The organism is Streptomyces sp. NPDC007971, from assembly GCF_042958635.1.
Lineage (GTDB): Bacteria > Actinomycetota > Actinomycetes > Streptomycetales > Streptomycetaceae > Streptomyces.
Genome location: NZ_JBIBJK010000003.1, coordinates 146,624 through 164,245, shown reverse-complemented (window position 1 = coordinate 164,245; position 17,622 = coordinate 146,624). Strand labels below are relative to the sequence as shown.

Here is a 17,622-nt window from a genome sequence, read left to right as displayed (position 1 = left end):
CACCCTGAAAGCCTCCGGCCGGCTCCTGACCCCGCGGGAGGACGGTGACGGTTGACCCTGCGCGTCGAGGGCAGCGAACGCCGCCCGTACCGCGTGGATCACCAGGACCGGCAGCAGTGGACCGGCCCGATCGCTCTCCGGACCTGCCCCGTTGCTCCTCGGACCTGCCCAAATTCCTCCTCGGACCTGCTCAAGTCCCTCCTCGCGCCTGCCAGTTTCTCTTGGACCGGTCTCGGCCGCGCACGCGGGCGCACCGTCTCCGCACGCTCCGCCGTTCGGGTGGCATACCAGAAGGCTTCTGGTAACCGCACACGAATGGGCTAACCATGAGAAAACGCGAAGAACCGCGTGTTCTTGTCCTCTTCGTAGGGATGGGAGTGGCATGGAGGAGAAAGAGCAGAAGGTCTACGTCCCACCGGCCCTGGAGGAAGTCGGCGACTTCACCGAGGAGACTCTGGGCTGGGCCGGCACCAACTGGGAGCCGGACTTCTGGTGGGGGATCTGACCGTCGGCGTCGGCGGCAGCTGGTTCGCCGTCGTTCCTGATGGTCCGGCCGGTGCTGCCGCCGCCACGAGGCTGCGGCAGCACTTCCCGGACCGGCTGTCCGTGGTGTCCCACCCGTCCGGCTCGCCTTTCCTGCTTGGCCGTTGGGCGCCTGAGGAGCTCACCGTGATCTCGGCCGGTCCTCTGTGCGTGGTGGTACTCGGCCGGTGCTCGGCGGGCGCCGGGCGTCTGTCGGCAGCGTTGGCGCACACGCGTGATCTGAAGGACCTGGACGCGGTGCTGGATGTGCTGCCCGGTTGCTTCCACATGGCCGCCTCGCTCGGCGGCCGAGTGCGGGTGCAGGGCACCGTATCCGCCGTCCGCCAGGTCTTCCACACGCAGATCGAAGGGACAACGGTTGCGGCCTGCCGCGCCGATGTGCTCGCCAGGCTGTCGGGAGCAGCTCTGGACGAGCGGCTTCTCGCAGCGAGGTTGCTGGTGCTGCCGCCCCCGCACCCGCTCGACACCCGTTGCCCATGGCGCGGTGTGCACTTGGTGCCCGCGGACAGCTTCCTGGTCCTCAACACGGACGGCACGGCACGGCCGGTGCAGTGGTGGCGTCCGCCGGATCCGCTCCTGCCCCTGAAGCTGGGCGTGGCTGGTGTGCGACAAGCACTGGCGGAGGCCGTGGCGGCGCGCACCGCGGCCGGCGGTGTGGTGAGCGCGGACCTGTCCGGGGGCATGGACTCCAGCAGCATCTGCTTCCTGGCCGCACGTGGCCCGGCCCGGCTCATCACCTATCGTCAGGGCACGCGTGATCCGGGCAACGACGACGCACGGTTCGGGGCCTTGGCCGCGGCTGCTCTGCAGGAGGCGGAACACACAGTCGAGGCGCCCGAGCAGATCCCGCCGATGTTCGCTCTGCCTCCCCTCCTGTCCGCGGGCGACGAGCCGTACCGATGGATCCGTTCACAGGCACGTGCGGCGCACACCGCGCACCGGATGGCCTCTCGCGGTTCGCGGCTTCATCTGTCCGGCCACGGAGGCGACGAGTTGTTTCTGGCGGCCCCCTCCCATCTGCACACCCTGGTCCGCACCCGCCCCTGGGCGTCCGTCGGCGCCCTGCGTGCCCGACGGGCGCTGAGCCGCTGGCCCGTCTCCCGGGCGCTCCGGGCGCTGGCCGACTCGGCCGACTACGCGACTTGGCTGGCCGCCACAGCCCGTTCACTGGTCAACCCGTCCCCGGTGACGTCCGCACCGCAGCTTCAGTGGGGCGCTCCCCCGCGGATGCCTCCCTGGGCCAGCGATCAAGCGGTCCACGCCGTACGGGAGTTGCTGACGGAGGCTGCGGCCGACGATGTCGCTCCGCTGCATGTGCTCCGGGCCCAGCACGAGGCCCTGCACCACGTGAGAGTGTGCGGCAGGGCCGCCCGGCAGGCTGACCGGCTGATGTCCATGGCCGGCGTTCCTCTGGAAGTGCCCTTCCTGGACCGCCGAGTGGTGGAAGCGGCCCTGGCAATCCGGCTGGAGGACCGGGGCACGGCTCGGCGCTACAAGCCGCCTCTGGCCGCCGCGATGCACGGCGTCGTCCCCGACCTCCTCCTGCTGCGCACCACCAAGGGCGGTTACGGCGATGACGTCTATCGCGGGCTGCACGACCAACGCACCACGCTGCTCGACCTGTTCGAGTCTGCCGAGCTGTCACGCCTCGGCCTCATCAAGCCGCAAGCCCTGCGGGCCGCGCTGCTCGCACCGCACGCCACCGCCCGCACTCTCATCCCCCTGGAATCCACCCTCGCGTGCGAAGGCTGGCTCCAGAACCTGCCCGACGCCACCCCTTGATGCCGCTCCTGACGCCACCCGCCCATGCGCTCATGCCACTTCTGACACCACCCGCCCATGCCACTTCTGACACCACCCGCTGATGCCACTTCTGCCCCAATCGCCCCCGCCCCACCAATCACCCCTGCCACTACTTCCGCCCCTGCCCCCTACCACCGCTAGCGCCCGTACGCCCCGGGAGTCGCCATGACGTTCGCGTTGAGCCCCCACGTCCATGCAGCCACGACCGGCGACGGCATGGTCCTCCTCGATGAACGCGCCAACCGCTATTGGCTGCTGAACGCCAACGGCGTCCTCGTACTACGAGCGCTCCTGGGAGGAGCCGGCGCAGAGCAGGCCGCCCGACAACTCGCCGACGCCGAGCCGGTGGCGCCCGACCAGGCGACCCGTGATGTCACCGCCCTGATCACCGCCCTGAGCGCGGCTCGCCTGGTCGCGTCATGAGCGCGCCCCTCACTCTGTCGGCGAAGGTTCACGTGCCGCTGCGAGACCGTCTCGCCGCCCGTCTCGCGGTGGCCGTGGCCCGCCCTCTGGCAGCGCTGCCCGCCGGACGGCTGCGGCGCCTCCTGTGCGTCGTACGCCGAGGTGCCTCTCCGGCCACCCCCGCGCAGGCCCTCGCCGCCCGGCAAGCCGTTGTCGCCGTGAGCACCCGCTGCGCAGGCCAGAACTGCCTCCAGCGTTCCGTGGCCACCGCTCTGATGTGCCGGACGCGCTCCGCATGGCCCGTCTGGTGTGTGGGCGTGCGAACCCAGCCGTTTCGCGCCCACGCCTGGGTGGAGGTCGAGGGCCTTCCCGTCGGCGAGCCACACGCTCCCGGCTACTACCACCTGATGCTGGCAGTCGGACCACCGACCGACGGGGTCAACGACGAGACCAGCGAAGTCAGGCATCAGGCATAGGGTTGCGCGATGCGGAGCTGTCGCACTGGGACGGTGTGGCCTGCCTTGTGACGGATCCTGTCGAAGCCCCATGCCCGAAGGCGAACGCCCGGCTGCCGATGCCGGAGGCCGGCTGCCGCGTGAGCGCCCGAAAGGCCTCATTTCGACTCCACCCACGGGTGCGGTGAACCGGTGGAGATCGAGGCCCGCCCTTCCACCCCTTTTCCACCCGGCACTCCACCCCTGCTCCGATCCGCCGACCCCGACCCCTCGCATAGCGTTTTCCCACCGGCCGGCAGCGCCCTGCCGCAGCTCAGGCAGCCTGGCGCCGCCACGACCGCGCCGCCCGGGCTCGGCATCACATCAGGGAGAGGAGTGAGAGCGATGAAGGACATGGCCTGCGCACCACCCTCGGCTACGGCCGAGAAACCGACCGGGACGGTCCGTGGACCGCTGCTCTCGCTCGCCGCCGACATCCTTCTCCCGCTCGCCGTCTACTACGCGGCCCGCGCCCTGGGTGCCGGCCAGGCCCCCGCACTGCTGCTGAGCGGCGCACCACCTGCTCTTCGCCTGCTGGCCGGCGCGGTACGGCAGCACCGGATCGATGGCGTGGACCTGTTCTTCACAGTCCTATTGGCCAGCGCCGCACTGGTCTCCCTGTTGGGCGGCGGCACCCAGGTGCTGCTGTGCAAGGACGCGGTGTTGTCCCTCGTGGTCGGCGGCTGGGTCCTCAGCACCGCATTCACCCACAGACCGCTCGTCCTCCAGCTGGGCCAGCGTCTGCACCGGGGCACGGCTGCCCGGGCGCGGAGCAAGGCGTGGCAGGACTCCGCCGAATTCCGCCGAGGCCTGCGCGTTCTCACTGTCCTCTGGGGTGCCGAGCAGCTGCTCGACGGCGGACTCGGCGCGCTGGCCGCCCTCACGCTGCCCACCGACACGGTGCCCTTGCTCGCTCGCGCCCAGTCCGTCGCACTGCTCGCCCTGGCGGCCGTGGTCACCGCCGTCTACTCCCGCCGCTTCCGCACTCGCCACGGTCTCCCGCTGTTCGGCATACCCACAGCAGCAAGGAGAGCGCCACCAAGCCCTTGAGCGGGAAGCGGCAGGCGGCCCCAGACAAGGCTCTCGGTCGAAGGCTCTCCGTGTTGCGCTGCCGCCCTGCCGGGGCAGATCCTTGCAACGGCGAAACCCAAACCCGCTGCGCCCCCGCTCGCGCGCCGCCACTGCCATTGAGCCGGTCACCGTACCCGTCTCACCTGCAGGGAGGGGACACTGCGTCGCGGAGCGAGAGCTGACACGCAACGGCTACGCCACCGCCCACTACCTCTCCCCCGGCGTCGACTTGGTACCTCAGGTACCGTCCCGCTCTGTTGGCACGGGGGTGTCTGGGAACCAGCGCCGCCCCGGAAGCCGCTACCCAGCAGCCACAACCTGGCCGGCCGCGACCTGAGGGGGGTTGGGGAGAAGTGACTCGAGGTGGTCCCGTACGAAGTCCGCCGCCCTCTTGACCGACTCGTCGGCCCCGGCCTGGTCTTCGAAGACGCTCATGGAGACCATCACTCCGCCCCCGGCATCGACCCAGTAGTAGGCAACGAAGCCGGGGACTTGGCGCAGGAGAGTCACGAACCCCTCGTCCACCCGGCGTCCCGCCTCGGCAGGGTCCGTCACCCCTTCGTACCGCCGCACTACTGCGTACATGGCTCGTCTCCTCATGGATCCCAAGGTCACCTGGCGCGAAAACGACATACCCCGGACCACGTGTCTCTCGCTCGCGGAACGTCCGGAAGGCACTCGGATAGGCGCATGGTAGATCCGAGCCGGGCATCTGCCGTGGCCGCGATCGAGAGCGGGGCTTCTTGGAAATGCGGTCGGAGCCCCCTTCAGGAACCGCCGTCGTGGGGCGGCTGCGGCGACTCACCCAAGCCGCTCGGGACCCGGGCCATGACGCCGGCGCGCGGGGACGGCCGTGGACGGGCCGTTCACCGGCAGCCCGCGCGATGGCGCGCGACGCCCGCCGCCGACACGTCGTAGTCGTCGCCGGAACCGCTGCTGTGGGGACTCGCGCGCTGGGTCGTGTGCCTGTGTCGGCTCCACTCGGTCAGGACGAGGAGCGGGCGGATTCGGTGGGCGCTGAAGGCCAATCCAGAACGGTCAGTTCGGGGCACTGTCGTCGCCATCGTGCCGTCTTGGTCTCGTACACCTCACGCGGGGCGAGCACAGGATTGGGCCGCACCACCAGACTGAAGACGTCGGAGAGGCCGTGGGGCGCGTAGACGCGCCATGCCCCGCCGGGCTCCAGGCGCACGCCCAGGCAGCACGTGGTGGCCGCGAAGCTGTCGATGGCCTCCTCGGTGGAGGCGTAGGGAGCTTGGCCAGGCTCACTGTCCGGCCAGGCTCACTGCCCGGCCAGCCCATGGTGCGACCAGGCCTGCTGTCCGCACGGGATTGCTGTTCGCTCGGGGTGTTTTCCGGGCGGGCGGGCTCACTTTCCCGGCTGCCTCGTCGCGATCTTCTCGACGGCGGCAGCCGCGAGCGCCTTGGCGCCGTCGCACACCTCGGAGTTCCGCCCGTCCCTGTTGCCGCACCGTCAGCCGGAACAGCCCGATGGTCCGGTCGCCGACCGGGTCCGTGAACGTGCGGTGCGGCGCGTAGACGACGCAGCTGTCGTCCCCCTCCTCCTTGGGGGAGATCTAGCTCGTCGTTCCGGCGATCCGCGCCGGCCGTCCGTTGTCCGACAGGTCGTTGTCCTGTGTGAACTGCAGCTGTGCATAGGCGTGTTCGCCGTCGCGGCTCGCCCAGGAACAGGTCCAGTTCGCGAAACCGCGATCCGTCGGCTCCGGGCGAAGGCCGGGCACCCGCTTGAGCGCCTTCGGGCCAAGGAGGGTGCAGGCATCCAGCCGGCCCAGGGAGTCGGCGGGCCAGGCCGCCGAGCGCCGGGGCACCGGCCCCTGGTCCAGAACCGTGACCGCGTGGTCGACGGCGGCGTCCGACAGGGCGCAGGGGTCGGGCCCACCGGCGTCCTCCCGCTTGCCGTTGACCACGATCTGCTTGCTGTCCGAGGTGGTGATGAAGCGCAGGCACTCGTCCCCGTCGCGCTTCAGGGACGCGACCTCGACGTTGCCGACCCTCCTGACGGGTACGCCGCTGTCGAACTCCTGCAGATCGCTGCTGAAGTCGACCTCGGCGTCGGCGGTCTCGTCCCCGCCGGAGTTCTGCACCAAGGCGTCGCAGCGGTTCAACTTCCCGTACATGGGGGCCAGTTGGCGTGCGGCGCAGCCGGAGCGTCTCCTGCGAGGCCCCCCTGCACGCCCTGACTCAGGTGCTCCTGAGCCCTCCGCTCCAGCAGTTCGTCCCGAGCCTGCCAGACGACGCCCATCCCGCCCTGCCCGATGGGCTCCTGCAGCCGGTACCTGCCCCCGACCCTGTATCCGGCCTCCGGTGTCACCGGCACCGCCCCACTCCCTGCCCACACCGACACACCTGGTCCCGCGCCGGTCACAGGGTGTACTCAGCGGCGATCAGCCGCAGGCGGCATCGGGCCGACCGTCACAGGATCCCCTCAGGACCGGTTCACGCTTTGATTCCGTCGAATTGCCGTACCCAGTAAGGTGCTTGGCCGACGACGCCGTTCCACTGCGACACGATCAGGGTCAGTGAGTTCGCGCTCGCGCTGCCGGGGTGGATGTAGCCGCCGTAGAGGTTGGGCACCGTGAGGGCGGTGATCTGGGGAACGGGCAGGCTCCACGCGGCGTCGGGACGGGGAGCGGTGCGAGTGAAGATCGCGCCCATGTCGACGTCGAAGTAGCTCATGCAGTAGGTGCCGCCGATCCGCTTGACGGAGAACTCGCCGGTGTTGTGCCCGGTCAGGATCAGCGACGGCGGCGCCGCGGTGGTCCACTGCCAGGAGCCGTCGAGATAGGCCCAGTTCTGCTGGGCGCCGAAGTTGCCGTCGCGGAAGTCGCCCGGCTGGATCCGGAACAGCTGGACGGCTCCCCCGTCGGCGGTGTTCCTGTGGGTGCCGTTCCAGCGCTTGGAGAAGATGTAGAGCCAGCCGTCGGGGTCGATGCCCGCGAAGGACCACATGCCGTACAGGGACTGGTTCGTGCCCTGGGTGTCGCCGGGCCAGTGGTAGTCATAGTCGTTCCAGGTCACCCCGTAGTCGTCGGAGTACGCGACACCCGACATCAGCGAGCCGTCATAGCCGGCCGGCGGCTCCCAGGTGGCCACGGAGGTGTACTGGATGTACGTGCGGCCGCCGAACTCGATGCAGTCGTTGGGGATGCGGCTCACCTCGTAGCCGTGGCCGTTGTCCGCCCGCGTCCGGTAGTCGAACAGTTGGCGGGCCTGGCCCCCGGTCGGCATCGCCCAGGTGAACGAGACCGGTGCGGCGCCGGACGCGTCGAAGCGGTCCTGGTTCAGCATCACCGGGGAGCCCATGTAGTCGCCGCCCTGCTGCATTCCCGTCCACGAGTCGCCGAAAACGTAGCCCCAACTCCCGTCGTGTTCACGATAGTACGGGATGCCGAGGTCGCCGGAGCCCAGGCCCTGGCGGCTCGCCGAGTCATCGGGCCGGTCACACAGCGGGGTGCCGTTCTGCCCGGCGGCCGCCGCGGGTGCGGCACCGAGCAGACCCGCTCCGGCGAGGGTGACGCCGAGGCCCACGCCCGTCCTGAGAACGGAGCGGCGGCTCGGGCCGGAGGGACGCGGAAGGCGAGAAGGGACGGACATGCGGTTGATCCTCCGGATGTGGTCGGCGTTTCCCCATGTTGATCTTGTTCCCGGACGCGGCCGCGCTTCTGGGAGCTGTCCGTGCCTTTGACGGCGGTAGGTGCTTCCGGATGCGCTCGGTGTTCCGGTGCTGCCGGACGCTAGGAGCTGCCGATGAAATCGTCGTGAAACGAGGCGTCCTGTGTCAGTCGTGGCCCTGTGGAGCGTTCGGTCCGGCGCCCTTCGGTGGCAGGCCGGTCAGATGCTCCGCGAGCGCGTGGACGACGAAGGAGTTGGGGATCCCGGAGGCTATGGATCCCCAGACGTGCCACCGCCCGGCGACACGGACGGCGACGGTACCCGTGCGGATCTCGACCCGCTCGACCTGCGGCCACCGCAACGACACCCGTCCGGATCCGATCCCGTCCCCGGTGATCCAGACTCTGCCGAAGTCGAGCCGTTCCCCTCGGGCCAGAGCGGCCAGGGCCCGCGGCACCTGGGCCTGTGTGACCGCGCGCCGGATCTCGGGCACCCACACCTCCGGGTGAGCGAAGTGGCCGTCGCGCAGCACGATCCGCTCGCCGTCGACATCGGTGAGCACGCAGGCTCGGGTGAAGCCCCGGGCGAACAGGACTCTGCGCCGACGCACCACGGTGGTGTCGAAGCGGACGACGTGGATCCGCCCGTCCACGGCCGCTGTCACCCCGTGCTCGTAGCAGTCCAGCCGGTCCCCCGCGCTCGCGTTCCTCCCGCCACCGCGACGCCGCCGGCGCCGGATGCCCGTCACCGTGGCAGGCGCCCGATGGGTGGCGCGTCGCCTGCCCAGCCGTGCCCGGCCGGCGGCTTCGGAGACCCTCGCCAGCAGCAGCTCCTCCTCGCGGTCCTGGGGCATTCTCCAGGTCACGCCACCTCCGCCCGACCGTGACCGGATCCCGCGGCGCCCTCACGCAGGATCTCCCACCGTGCCCGGCGCAGCAGTTCACCCGGCGCCACCCCCAGGTCGTCGGCGAGCCGCCGTCGGGCACGCTCGAAGACGGACAGCGCCTCGGCCCGCCGGCCGCCGCGCTCCAGCGCGCGCATCAGCAGTGCGGCGACCGGTTCGTTCAGCGGCTGCTCCCGCGCCAGGGCGGACAGTTCGGCGATCGTCTCGGCGACGCGTCCGAGCCTCAACTGCCAGGTGGCCTTGCGCTGCACGAGGGAGACCCGGCGTTCGACGAGCCGCAGCCGCTCCAACTCGGCCAGTGGCCCCGGCAGTCCGGCGAGCGGCTCGCCCCGGAACAGATCCAGCGCCCGGGCACACAGCCGCACCGCCTCGGGCAGCTCCCCGGCCCGCTCGGCCGCACCGGCCGCGGTGACGAGGTCCTCCACGCGCGCCACGTCCACCTCGACCACACCGCGGACCAGCCGATAGCCGTAACGGTCGTACCGGATCACCGAGTCGGGGCACTCCCCGAGACGCAGGTTCTTGCGCAGCCTGTAGACGTAGACCGGTACGACATTTCCGCCCGGCGACTCCATTCCCCATACGGCGTCCAGCAGTTCCTGCCTGCTCACCGAGCGTTCCGGGCTGAGCGCCAGCGCCGCCAGCACGGCCTGCTGCCGTACCGGGCCGATGTCCACGGACCGCCCGGCACGCCAGGCACGCACCGGGCCCAGCACGGAGATCCGCAGCCATGGGTCGCAGGCGCGGCCGGTGCGTTGCCGGGCGCTGAGCAGCGAGGCCGCGCCCGCCCTCGGCCGGCGCGGGCCCTGGCCCGGCACGACCAGCCCGCAGTCGAAGGCGTGCACGATGGCGGCGGCCCGATCTCGCAGCCCCAGCTTGGTCAGGACGCGCCGCAGATGCCCGGCGACCACGTGTTCGGGCAGCGCGAGGGTGTCGGCGATCTCGGAGTCGGCGAGGCCGCAGCCCAACGCGTAGAGCACGTCGCGTTCGTGAGCGGTGAGTACGGTGAGCGCGGCGGATGTGGCGGCACCGGGGTGTCCCTGGAATGCGGTCGTCGAAGGCATGACCCGACGGTTGCTCGGGTGGAGGAAACGTGGACAGGCCATTGAACCGGTCATATGTGACCGGTAGCCACGATAGAGTCCCTCACCTGCGAAAACTCGACATCTCTGAGGGAAGGGCCGTGACTTGTGGCCAGTGGGTTCGGCGCGGTCCTGCGACGGCTGCGAGACCGGGCGGGGCTGACCCAGGAGGAGCTGGAGCGGCGTTCCGGGGTGAGTGTGAGCACCATCCGCGGCCTGGAGACCGGCAAGCGCTCCAACCCCCGCATGAGCACGGTGGAGCAGCTCGCCGGCGGTCTGGCACTGCGGCCCGAGGAACGCGAGGAGTTGCTGGTCGCCGCCGGCCTCCTCGATCCGTTACCCCCCGGTCCGTCGGCGCCCGGGCCGGCACTGCCCGATCCGTCGAGGTCCGGGCCGCCACCGTCCGATCCGTCGGCGTCCGGGACAGCGCCGTCCGATCCGTCGGCGTCCGGGCCGGAGCCGTCCTCTCCATCAGCGTCCACACGGTCAGCGTCCACACGGCCAACGCCCATCCGCTCGGCGTCCGATTCCGTATCACCCGTTCGGGAGCAGTACGGGCCGGCTGACGACCCCGCCGGCGATCCCGCGGCCGAGCAGCTGGCCAGGCTGGTGGCCTCCCGCTGGCAGCGCGAGGAAGAGCAGCGGCAGGTCCAGGATCCGTTTCCGCTGCCGGTCCGCTGGCGGACGGCTCCCGATGCCCTGACCGACCACTGGTCCAACATCCTCCGGCTTCCCCCGAAGGCCACGGCCCATCCCCTCGACCTGAACGGCCGGCTGGACGAGATCACCGGCGTGTACCGGCGCATCCCGTCCGGGCGTCTGGTGGTCCTCGGCAGATCCGGCTCGGGAAAGACCATCCTGGCCCTGCGCTTCGTCCTGGACCACCTGGCCACACGCAAGCCCACGGAACCGGTTCCGGTGATCTTCAGTATCGGCGCGTGGAATCCCACCACCATCACCCTGCGCGACTGGCTGACCGCTCAGCTGACGCGCGATCACCCGGGCTACGCCGCGCGCGTCCCGGGCGGGGAGAGCCAGGCCTCCCAGCTGGTCGAGTCCGGCCGCATCCTCCCCGTCCTCGACGGCTTCGACGAGATCGCCGCCGGCCTGCGCCGCCCCGCGCTGGAGGCCATCAACGCCACCACGCTCCCCCTCGTTCTCACCAGCCGCCCCGCCGAATACGCCGACGCGGTCGCCGAGACCGACGTACTGACCTCGGCCGCCGCGATCGAACTCACCGACCTCACCCTCGACGACCTGGCCGACTACCTGCCTCGCACCACCCGCAAGGCCGGCCGTGCGGACCCGGCCACGAACGCCTGGGACCCCGTACTGACCGCGCTGCGCGAGCGGTCACCACTCGGGCCCGCGTCCCCGCTCGCCGCGGTCCTGGCCACGCCCCTCATGGTCGCGCTGGCCCGCACCATCTACAGCGACACCCCCGAACACGACCCGGCCTCGCTCCTGGACACCGAACGGTTCACCAGCCCCGAGGAGCTGGAGGACCATCTCCTGGACAACTTCATCCCGACCGTCTACCGCCGCCGGCTCCCCCGGTCCCAGGGCACCGCTCCGCATCCCGGCATCGCGCCCGAGCGCGCCCGCCGCTGGCTCGGTCACCTCGCCCACCACCTCAGCCGTCTCGAAACCCCCGACCTGGCATGGTGGCGGCTGGGCAGCAGTCTGCGTCGCTCCACCCGCACCCTGGTCACCATCCTCGTGACGGGACTGGTCATCGGTGTCGTCGACTGCGCCGTCGGCGTGGCCTTCACCGGCACGCTCGCAGGCTCGCTCGTGGACGCGACGGCCGTCGGACTCCTGGCGGGAGTCATGTTCGGGCTCGCGCACTGGCTCACCTTCACGGTCAAGGGCCTGCCCGTGACGCCGTCCGCCGTGCGGCTGCGCATCCGCGGCAGGCCGGCGTCCCTCCAGTGGAGCGCCGGCCCCCGACTGGTGATCGGCACACTGGGCGGGGCGTTCTTCGGCTTCGCGTACGGAGGCGTGGTCGGCCTGGTCAGGTCATACGTCTGGCACACCTCGGTGTCGACGGCACTGCACATCGCGCTCATCGACGGGATCCTCTTCGGCCTTGTCTTCGGCGGCGGCGCCGGGATCACCTTCTGTCTCCTCGGGCTGCTCGAAACCCCCCTCGACATCAGCTCCGCGGTCAACCCGCGCAGTCTGCTGACCACCAACCGGCGCACCGTCACCACCCAACTGCTCGTCTGGGCGCCCGCCTTCGGGACCGTCGTCGGGGTCGGTGCCGGAACGGCGGTCGATCACCTGCAGGGACTCCTGGGGCCCCTGACCTGGAACACCACATCCGGACTCGTCCTCGGCATCATCAGCGGCCTCGGCGGCTCCCTCGGCTACACCCTCACCCTGACCGCCTGGGGCCAGTGGGCCGTACTCACCAGGATCTGGCTGCCGTTGACCGGGCGGCTGCCCTGGGCCGTCATGGCCTTTCTGGAGGACGCCTACCAGCGCGGCGTACTGCGCCAGGCCGGTGCGGTCTACCAGTTCCGCCACGCCCGCCTGCAGCATCACCTCGCCGGTATGCACCGGACCCGGGTTTCACGGCTATTTCATCGTTCCTCCCTAGCGTCCGGAAAGCGCGTCGGGCCCAAGGCGTGAGTCTGCTCCGCCGGCCTCCGGCGCCGTCCTGTCCGTCACCACCGACCAGTAGGAATTCCGGCACCACCGACCCGACGGGCATTCCGTCACCACCGACCCGACAGGAATCCGGGGGAACACCCATGCCGATCAGCAACAGGCTCACGCGCTGCGCCAAGGCCGTCGCCCTGGCCGCGGCGATCACGGCCGCCACGGCCGTAGCTCCCGCAATCGCCCAGGCCGATCCCGTCCACCACTACTACATCGAGCTCGGCGGCACCGGCTCCAACGCAGACGCGCCGACCTGCACCAACACCTATTACTACGCGAACCAGCACCTGGACGGCGGCATCGCCGTTCCGGTCTGCTATCCCGCCAGCGCCGGCCCCTGGCTCAACGGCCACAACGCGCCCGACCTGACCGCGCCGAGCTACGACAGCAGCGTCGGCCAGGGCTATCAGAACCTGCTGGCCACCGCCGAGGACACGTATCACAAGGACCCGGGCGCACGCTTCACGATCGTCGGCTACTCCCAGGGGGCACAGGCCGCCGACCAGCTGCTCGAAACGATCGCCGGCGGTGGCACGGACATCCCGAAGGAGCAGGTCGAGGGCAAGCTGTACGCCGACCCGAAGCAGCCCGACACCGGTCTGTGGGCCAAGGTCCCCAAGGGCCTGGGCGCCCTCGGTTTCACCTCCGCCGGAGCCGGCCCGAAGGACTTCTCCGGCATCCCCGTCGCGCGCTACTGCATCCACAAGGACATGGCCTGCGACGCCACGACTCCCGTGTCCGCCTACAACTTCTTCCTCACCGACACGCACCGGCGCTATGCGCAGGACGGAAACGTGATGACCCAGACCATCGCCCACGACGGCGAGAACGGCGTCTTCTGGTACGACTCCTGACCCCTGCCGCATGAGATGCCCAGGTCAGAACACTCTCTGACCTGGGCTTTGCCGTGCCGCTACGGTGTCGCTGCGCCAAGCGGTCGGCCTGGAACTGCATGAAGATCTGATCCCCGCACTCGCCCGGCCTGCCCTTCAGGGGCCCGGGCCGGGTGGCGAAGGCGCGGAAGACAGGCGGCGGGGAAGCGGCGGACGGCTCAGACGGCTCGCGCGTGACGCCGAGGTCGCGCCGTCGTCGAAGGCGCGACCCCATGATCAGGGCCCCGGGGATGTCATGGCCGGTCCCCGGGGCGCGTGGCGTCCCGACCCGATCAGGACGGATCTGCCCACGCAGCGGCTGCGGCGCCGGTCACGGTCCGTTGTCGCCTGCCGCGGGCAGTGCCGTTCTGGGCGACGTGGACGTGGCCCGGTCGCACGGCAGCCCTCTGCGAACCACACTGAACGGTGGGGCGCCCCGCCCAGGGCGCGTGCCCACGACGAAAGGACAGACCCATGCCCACGGACACGCCTCCCGGCCCGCTGCGCGTCCTGGTCTTCGGCGCGGCACTGCGGGCCGATTCGGCCAACGCCCGCCTCGCCTCCCTCGTGGCCCGGCTCATCTCCGACACCGGTGCCACCGTCGACCTCGCCGCCATGCGCGACTTCGACATGCCCTCGTACGACGGCGACATGGAGACCGCTCAGGGGCTGCCCGACGGCGCGCTCGCCCTGCGCGAGCGACTCGAAGCGAGCGACGCCTTCGTCATCTCCTCCCCGGAGTACAACGCCTCCGTGCCCGGAGTGCTGAAGAACGCGATCGACTGGGTCTCCCGCGTCCGCCCGCAGCCGTTCAAGACCAAACACGCAATGCTCGTCTCCGCCTCGCCGTCCCTGGTCGGCGGCAACCGCGGGCTGTGGGCCCTGAGGGTCCCCCTGGAGCACCTGGGCACCCGTGTCTACCCGGACATGTTCAGCGTGGCCAACAGCTACCAGGCCTTCGCCGACGACGGAACACTGTCCGATCCAGGGCTGCAGCAGCGCCTCGCCGACACCGTGTCGGCATTCCTCAGTCTCGTCGAAGCGGACGTGCGCTACGTCTGCCTGGAACGCCGCTGGTACGAGTTCCTCGGGGACCGCACCGAAGCAGCCATCACGCAGCGAGCCGAGAAATAGCCCCGGCGAGCAGCTCCGACGAAGGCAACGGGCGAGCAGCGCCAGGTAGAGCATCGGCGCGCGAGTCAGCCCGTGGCTGTCGTCACCCGACCGCTCCATCGCTGTCGTCACCCGACCGCTCCATCGCTGTCGTCACCCGACTGCTCCATCGCTGTCGTCACCCGACTGCTCCATCGCTTTCGTGCCACCGGTGTCCCGATCGCACTGACACCGCGGCGGGACGCGGTCGGGTGACGTACGGCGGTGCGTCCCTGTCAGCCGCCTTCTTCACCGAGCGAAGCCGGAGCGCTCGCCGCCCGGTCCGGCTCGGCCTCCCCCACGACGCCCGGACTGCGCCAGACCTGGATCAGCCGGCCCAGGCGTCGGGCCGGGGTTTCACTGGGCCCGAACAGGACGGCCGCGGCCAGGACAAGGGAGGCCGCACACAGTCCCGCTGTCACCCAGGCGGGCGGACCGCCGCCCACGACGGCCATCACGGACGCCGTTGCCGCGGCCCCGAGCAGGCTTCCGGCGCGGGCGGCCGTACTCACCACTGCTGCTCCTGACCCACAGCACGGCGCAGCGTCATCGACAGGGCCGGGGTGTGCAGCAGGACCCGGACCGTGTAGCGGGTCCGGTCCCGGCGGGTACGAAGGGCCGCCAGCTCGGCGGTCCATTCCTCCTGCCACCGCGCGCGTCGGTTCGAGGGGAGCAGCAGTGCGAGGACGGCCAGTGTCCGCCCGGTCACGGCGTAGGCGGCCGGGGGACTCTGCAGAGTGGCCGAGGCCAAGGCGTGCAGCTCTCGGCTCACCTCGGTCAGGCCCGCCGCACGGGCCAGGGGTGCGAAGACCTCCACGGTTTCACGGGCCTTGCGGTAACGGGTGGCCTGGGAGAGGAACGCAATCGTGCGCATGTTGTGCAGCCGATCGGCAAGCCGGATGACCAGGACGGACGTCTCGAAGGAGGGAACGGCTCCGGATGCTTGCGGACCCATGGCCGGGGCGGTGGTCCCGAACGGAGCGGCCGGGATCGCCGCCACCAGTTCGGCGATGCCGGAGCCGAAGAGGTCTGCGATGCGCCCGGGCGGGCAGGAGGTGTCCTCGATGTCGTGCAGCAGGGCGGCGCAGACCACGCTCGGCGGCATACCGCAGTCGGCAACGATTTCTGCGACCGTCAGGCAGTGTGTGAGGACCGGATGGCCGCTGTGGCGTGTGTGGCCCTGGTGCCACAAAGCGGCCTCGACGTAGGCGCATTCGAGCAGCGCCGTGTCGGCCGCGGGATGGTGGGCACGCACGCTCGCCAGGACGTCGTCGAAGGACGTGGACCCACTCGCGCGACTGGCGCGCCATGGCCGTAACCTGCACTTCATGACGCTCCCCCGTCGGCGGTCGGGAGGGCGGCCGCCCATCCCGGCAAGGGCTGCTTGCGGGAACGGTAGGCACGCGCCAGGGCTTCACGAGCGTGTTCGGCACCGTCCCGGGTGATCCGGTAGAAGCGGCGGCGCGGTCGCCCGGCCGCCTCGTGCACGGCCGGGTCCTCCCAGATGCTGTCCACCCAGCCCGCCTGTTCCAGTCGGGCGAGGATCGGATAGATCGTGCCCGATGGCAGTTCCGCCAGTTCGCACAGCTCAAGGCCATAACGCTGCTTGGCGGGATCCTCCAGCAAAGCCCGCAGCACCAGCTGAGTCTGCAGGGTCATACGCAGCATCGCCATACTCGTACTCTACATAGCCCATATACAGGCTGTCTAGAAGAAGGGCCAACCGTCGAGCCCACCCCTCCTCGCCGATCCCCTCTCCCAAGTTCCTCTGCGTCACTTCAAGTTGACTGTCCATCGGCATTCACGGTCCGGATGGCAGCATGGATACTCGCGCGAGGCGTCCCGCCACTCTCAGGCCGGCCTTGGCGAAGAGCGCGGGCAACTCGTCCCGGGAGCGCAGCCCGAGACGTTCGGCGAGGTCGGAGATGATGAGCCATCCCTCACCGCCCGGGGCCAGATGCGCGCAGAGTCCGTCGATGAACCCACGGAGCATACGGCTGCCGGGGTCGTAGACGGCGTGTTCGAGCGAGGTTCGGGCCCGGCCGGGAAGCCACGGAGGATTGCAGACGACCACGGATGCCCGGCCGGCGGGGAACAGGTCCGCCTGCTGGACATCCACGACCGTGGACACGCCCAGGCGGCCGAGGTTCTCCTGCGCGCAGGCGAGTGCGCGTGCGTCGCAGTCCGTGGCCACCACCCGTCGGACACCGCGCCGGGCCAGTACGGCAGCGATCACGCCGGTGCCCGTGCCGATGTCGAAGGCCGTTCCCTGTGCCGGAAGCGGTGCTTCGGCCACCAGGTCGACATACTCGCCCCGTACCGGGGAGAACACCCCGTAGTGCGGCGTGATCGGCTCCCCGAGTGCCGGTACCTGGACCCCCTTCCGGCGCCATTCACCGGCTCCGAGTACCCCCTGCAGCTCGCGCAGTGACACCACATAGGGCTCTTGGCACTGCCCGTAGGCCTGCTCGCAGGCGAGCCGCGCGTCCGGGGCCCGGCGCAGCCGGATGACATGCCCCGCCTCGACCGGCAGAAGAAGCATGCCGAGGATCCGTGCACGCCGCGCCTGCGCTTGACGGTACACATGGAAGCTCTGCAGAAGAGAGCCACCCGGTCTTGGCGCTTTGCGGTCGGCACGACGGGACATCGCCTGCAGCAGCTGACGCGCGTTGTGGAAGTCGCCGCGCCATAACAGCGCCGTCCCTTCGCAGGCCAAGCGGAATGCGGTGTCCGCGTTCATGCGGTCGTCGGCCACCACCACCCGCTTGGGCGGCAGTGCACCGCTCTCCGACCGCCACAGGGCGCAGCGCTCCTCTCCCGAACTCTCCCACCAGCGAATGTTCTGTTCTGCAGTCACCCCTTCATCATCCCGCGTTCACCTGCGCGCACCGCACTCGTCCCCCACCGGCCCCCGGGGTGACTGATTCCGGGTCACCCTCCCCGGTCCTTCTGCTCCGGCCACTGAACTCCTCGGCGCGGGCGCCTCCTTGCTCGGCCGGCCT

At 70.5% G+C, this 17,622-nt stretch carries 17 protein-coding genes and 1 pseudogene; 8 read left to right on the top strand and 10 right to left on the bottom strand.

The genetic code is table 11. From position 1 onward, the window contains the following. The first annotated feature begins 382 nt into the window (after nt 1-382). From ACFZCP_RS07535 to ACFZCP_RS07515, 5 genes are all read left to right on the top strand, one after another. Entirely contained in the window at nt 383-505 is a 123-nt protein-coding gene (locus tag ACFZCP_RS07535; RefSeq protein ID WP_362683808.1) for a lasso RiPP family leader peptide-containing protein, read from the top strand. Continuing rightward, nucleotides 493-2,325 carry an asparagine synthase-related protein gene (locus ACFZCP_RS07530; RefSeq protein ID WP_391424975.1) on the top strand — a complete coding sequence of 611 codons (1,833 nt, stop codon included), beginning with the start codon at nt 493-495 and terminating at the stop codon, nt 2,323-2,325. Before ACFZCP_RS07535 ends, ACFZCP_RS07530 begins: the two co-directional genes overlap by 13 nt. A gap of 186 nt (nt 2,326-2,511) precedes the next feature. Then, the gene (locus tag ACFZCP_RS07525; protein WP_391424973.1) at nt 2,512-2,769 is read left to right on the top strand and encodes a lasso peptide biosynthesis PqqD family chaperone; all 258 of its coding nucleotides are present in this window, start codon (nt 2,512-2,514) and stop codon (nt 2,767-2,769) included. Then, a complete protein-coding gene (locus tag ACFZCP_RS07520; protein WP_391424971.1) occupies nt 2,766-3,224 on the top strand; it encodes a lasso peptide biosynthesis B2 protein in 459 nt (152 codons plus the stop codon). The genes ACFZCP_RS07525 and ACFZCP_RS07520 overlap by 4 nt, the downstream gene beginning before the upstream one ends. 363 nt (nt 3,225-3,587) lie before the next feature. Then, nucleotides 3,588-4,292 carry a VC0807 family protein gene (locus ACFZCP_RS07515; RefSeq protein ID WP_391424969.1) on the top strand — a complete coding sequence of 235 codons (705 nt, stop codon included), beginning with the start codon at nt 3,588-3,590 and terminating at the stop codon, nt 4,290-4,292. A 321-nt stretch (nt 4,293-4,613) separates the two neighbouring features. On the opposite strand, the gene ACFZCP_RS07510 is transcribed toward ACFZCP_RS07515, so the two are convergent. From ACFZCP_RS07510 to ACFZCP_RS07485, 6 genes and pseudogenes are all read right to left on the bottom strand, one after another. Beyond that, a complete protein-coding gene (locus ACFZCP_RS07510) occupies nt 4,614-4,898 on the bottom strand; it encodes a hypothetical protein (RefSeq protein ID WP_391424967.1) in 285 nt (94 codons plus the stop codon). A 400-nt stretch (nt 4,899-5,298) separates the two neighbouring features. Next, nucleotides 5,299-5,565: pseudogene (locus tag ACFZCP_RS07505) on the bottom strand (nucleotidyltransferase family protein); the annotation flags it as partial. Between the two features lie 325 nt (nt 5,566-5,890). After that, complete coding sequence (locus ACFZCP_RS07500; protein WP_391424965.1) at nt 5,891-6,451, bottom strand: hypothetical protein; 561 nt, start codon at nt 6,449-6,451, stop codon at nt 5,891-5,893. A gap of 319 nt (nt 6,452-6,770) precedes the next feature. Beyond that, complete coding sequence (locus ACFZCP_RS07495) at nt 6,771-7,928, bottom strand: DUF4185 domain-containing protein (RefSeq protein ID WP_391424963.1); 1,158 nt, start codon at nt 7,926-7,928, stop codon at nt 6,771-6,773. 184 nt (nt 7,929-8,112) lie between these two features. Then, nucleotides 8,113-8,811: a DUF6585 family protein gene (locus ACFZCP_RS07490; RefSeq protein ID WP_391424961.1), complete on the bottom strand. Its 699-nt coding sequence runs from the start codon at nt 8,809-8,811 to the stop codon at nt 8,113-8,115. Beyond that, nucleotides 8,808-9,914, bottom strand: coding sequence for a BTAD domain-containing putative transcriptional regulator (locus tag ACFZCP_RS07485; protein WP_391424959.1), 1,107 nt, complete (start codon nt 9,912-9,914; stop codon nt 8,808-8,810). Before ACFZCP_RS07485 ends, ACFZCP_RS07490 begins: the two co-directional genes overlap by 4 nt. Before the next feature lie 126 nt (nt 9,915-10,040). Between ACFZCP_RS07485 and ACFZCP_RS07480 the strand changes: the two genes are divergently transcribed. From ACFZCP_RS07480 to ACFZCP_RS07470, 3 genes are all read left to right on the top strand, one after another. Next, nucleotides 10,041-12,566 carry a helix-turn-helix domain-containing protein gene (locus ACFZCP_RS07480; protein WP_391424957.1) on the top strand — a complete coding sequence of 842 codons (2,526 nt, stop codon included), beginning with the start codon at nt 10,041-10,043 and terminating at the stop codon, nt 12,564-12,566. A gap of 122 nt (nt 12,567-12,688) precedes the next feature. Then, nucleotides 12,689-13,450 carry a PE-PPE domain-containing protein gene (locus tag ACFZCP_RS07475; protein WP_391424955.1) on the top strand — a complete coding sequence of 254 codons (762 nt, stop codon included), beginning with the start codon at nt 12,689-12,691 and terminating at the stop codon, nt 13,448-13,450. A gap of 492 nt (nt 13,451-13,942) precedes the next feature. Continuing rightward, complete coding sequence (locus ACFZCP_RS07470; protein ID WP_391424953.1) at nt 13,943-14,602, top strand: NAD(P)H-dependent oxidoreductase; 660 nt, start codon at nt 13,943-13,945, stop codon at nt 14,600-14,602. 254 nt (nt 14,603-14,856) lie between these two features. Here the strand turns inward: ACFZCP_RS07470 and ACFZCP_RS07465 are convergent, their stop codons facing one another. The 4 genes from ACFZCP_RS07465 to ACFZCP_RS07450 all read right to left on the bottom strand — a co-directional run bounded on the left by ACFZCP_RS07465 (nt 14,857) and on the right by ACFZCP_RS07450 (nt 17,477). Further along, nucleotides 14,857-15,132 carry a hypothetical protein gene (locus ACFZCP_RS07465; RefSeq protein WP_391424951.1) on the bottom strand — a complete coding sequence of 92 codons (276 nt, stop codon included), beginning with the start codon at nt 15,130-15,132 and terminating at the stop codon, nt 14,857-14,859. Next, nucleotides 15,129-15,950, bottom strand: a complete 822-nt coding sequence (locus tag ACFZCP_RS07460; RefSeq protein WP_391424950.1) for an HD domain-containing protein — start codon at nt 15,948-15,950, stop codon at nt 15,129-15,131. The genes ACFZCP_RS07465 and ACFZCP_RS07460 overlap by 4 nt, the downstream gene beginning before the upstream one ends. Then, nucleotides 15,947-16,294, bottom strand: coding sequence for a helix-turn-helix transcriptional regulator (locus tag ACFZCP_RS07455; RefSeq protein WP_391424948.1), 348 nt, complete (start codon nt 16,292-16,294; stop codon nt 15,947-15,949). Before ACFZCP_RS07455 ends, ACFZCP_RS07460 begins: the two co-directional genes overlap by 4 nt. 127 nt (nt 16,295-16,421) lie before the next feature. Next, nucleotides 16,422-17,477, bottom strand: coding sequence for a methyltransferase (locus ACFZCP_RS07450; protein WP_391424946.1), 1,056 nt, complete (start codon nt 17,475-17,477; stop codon nt 16,422-16,424). Nucleotides 17,478-17,622: the final 145 nt, after the last annotated feature.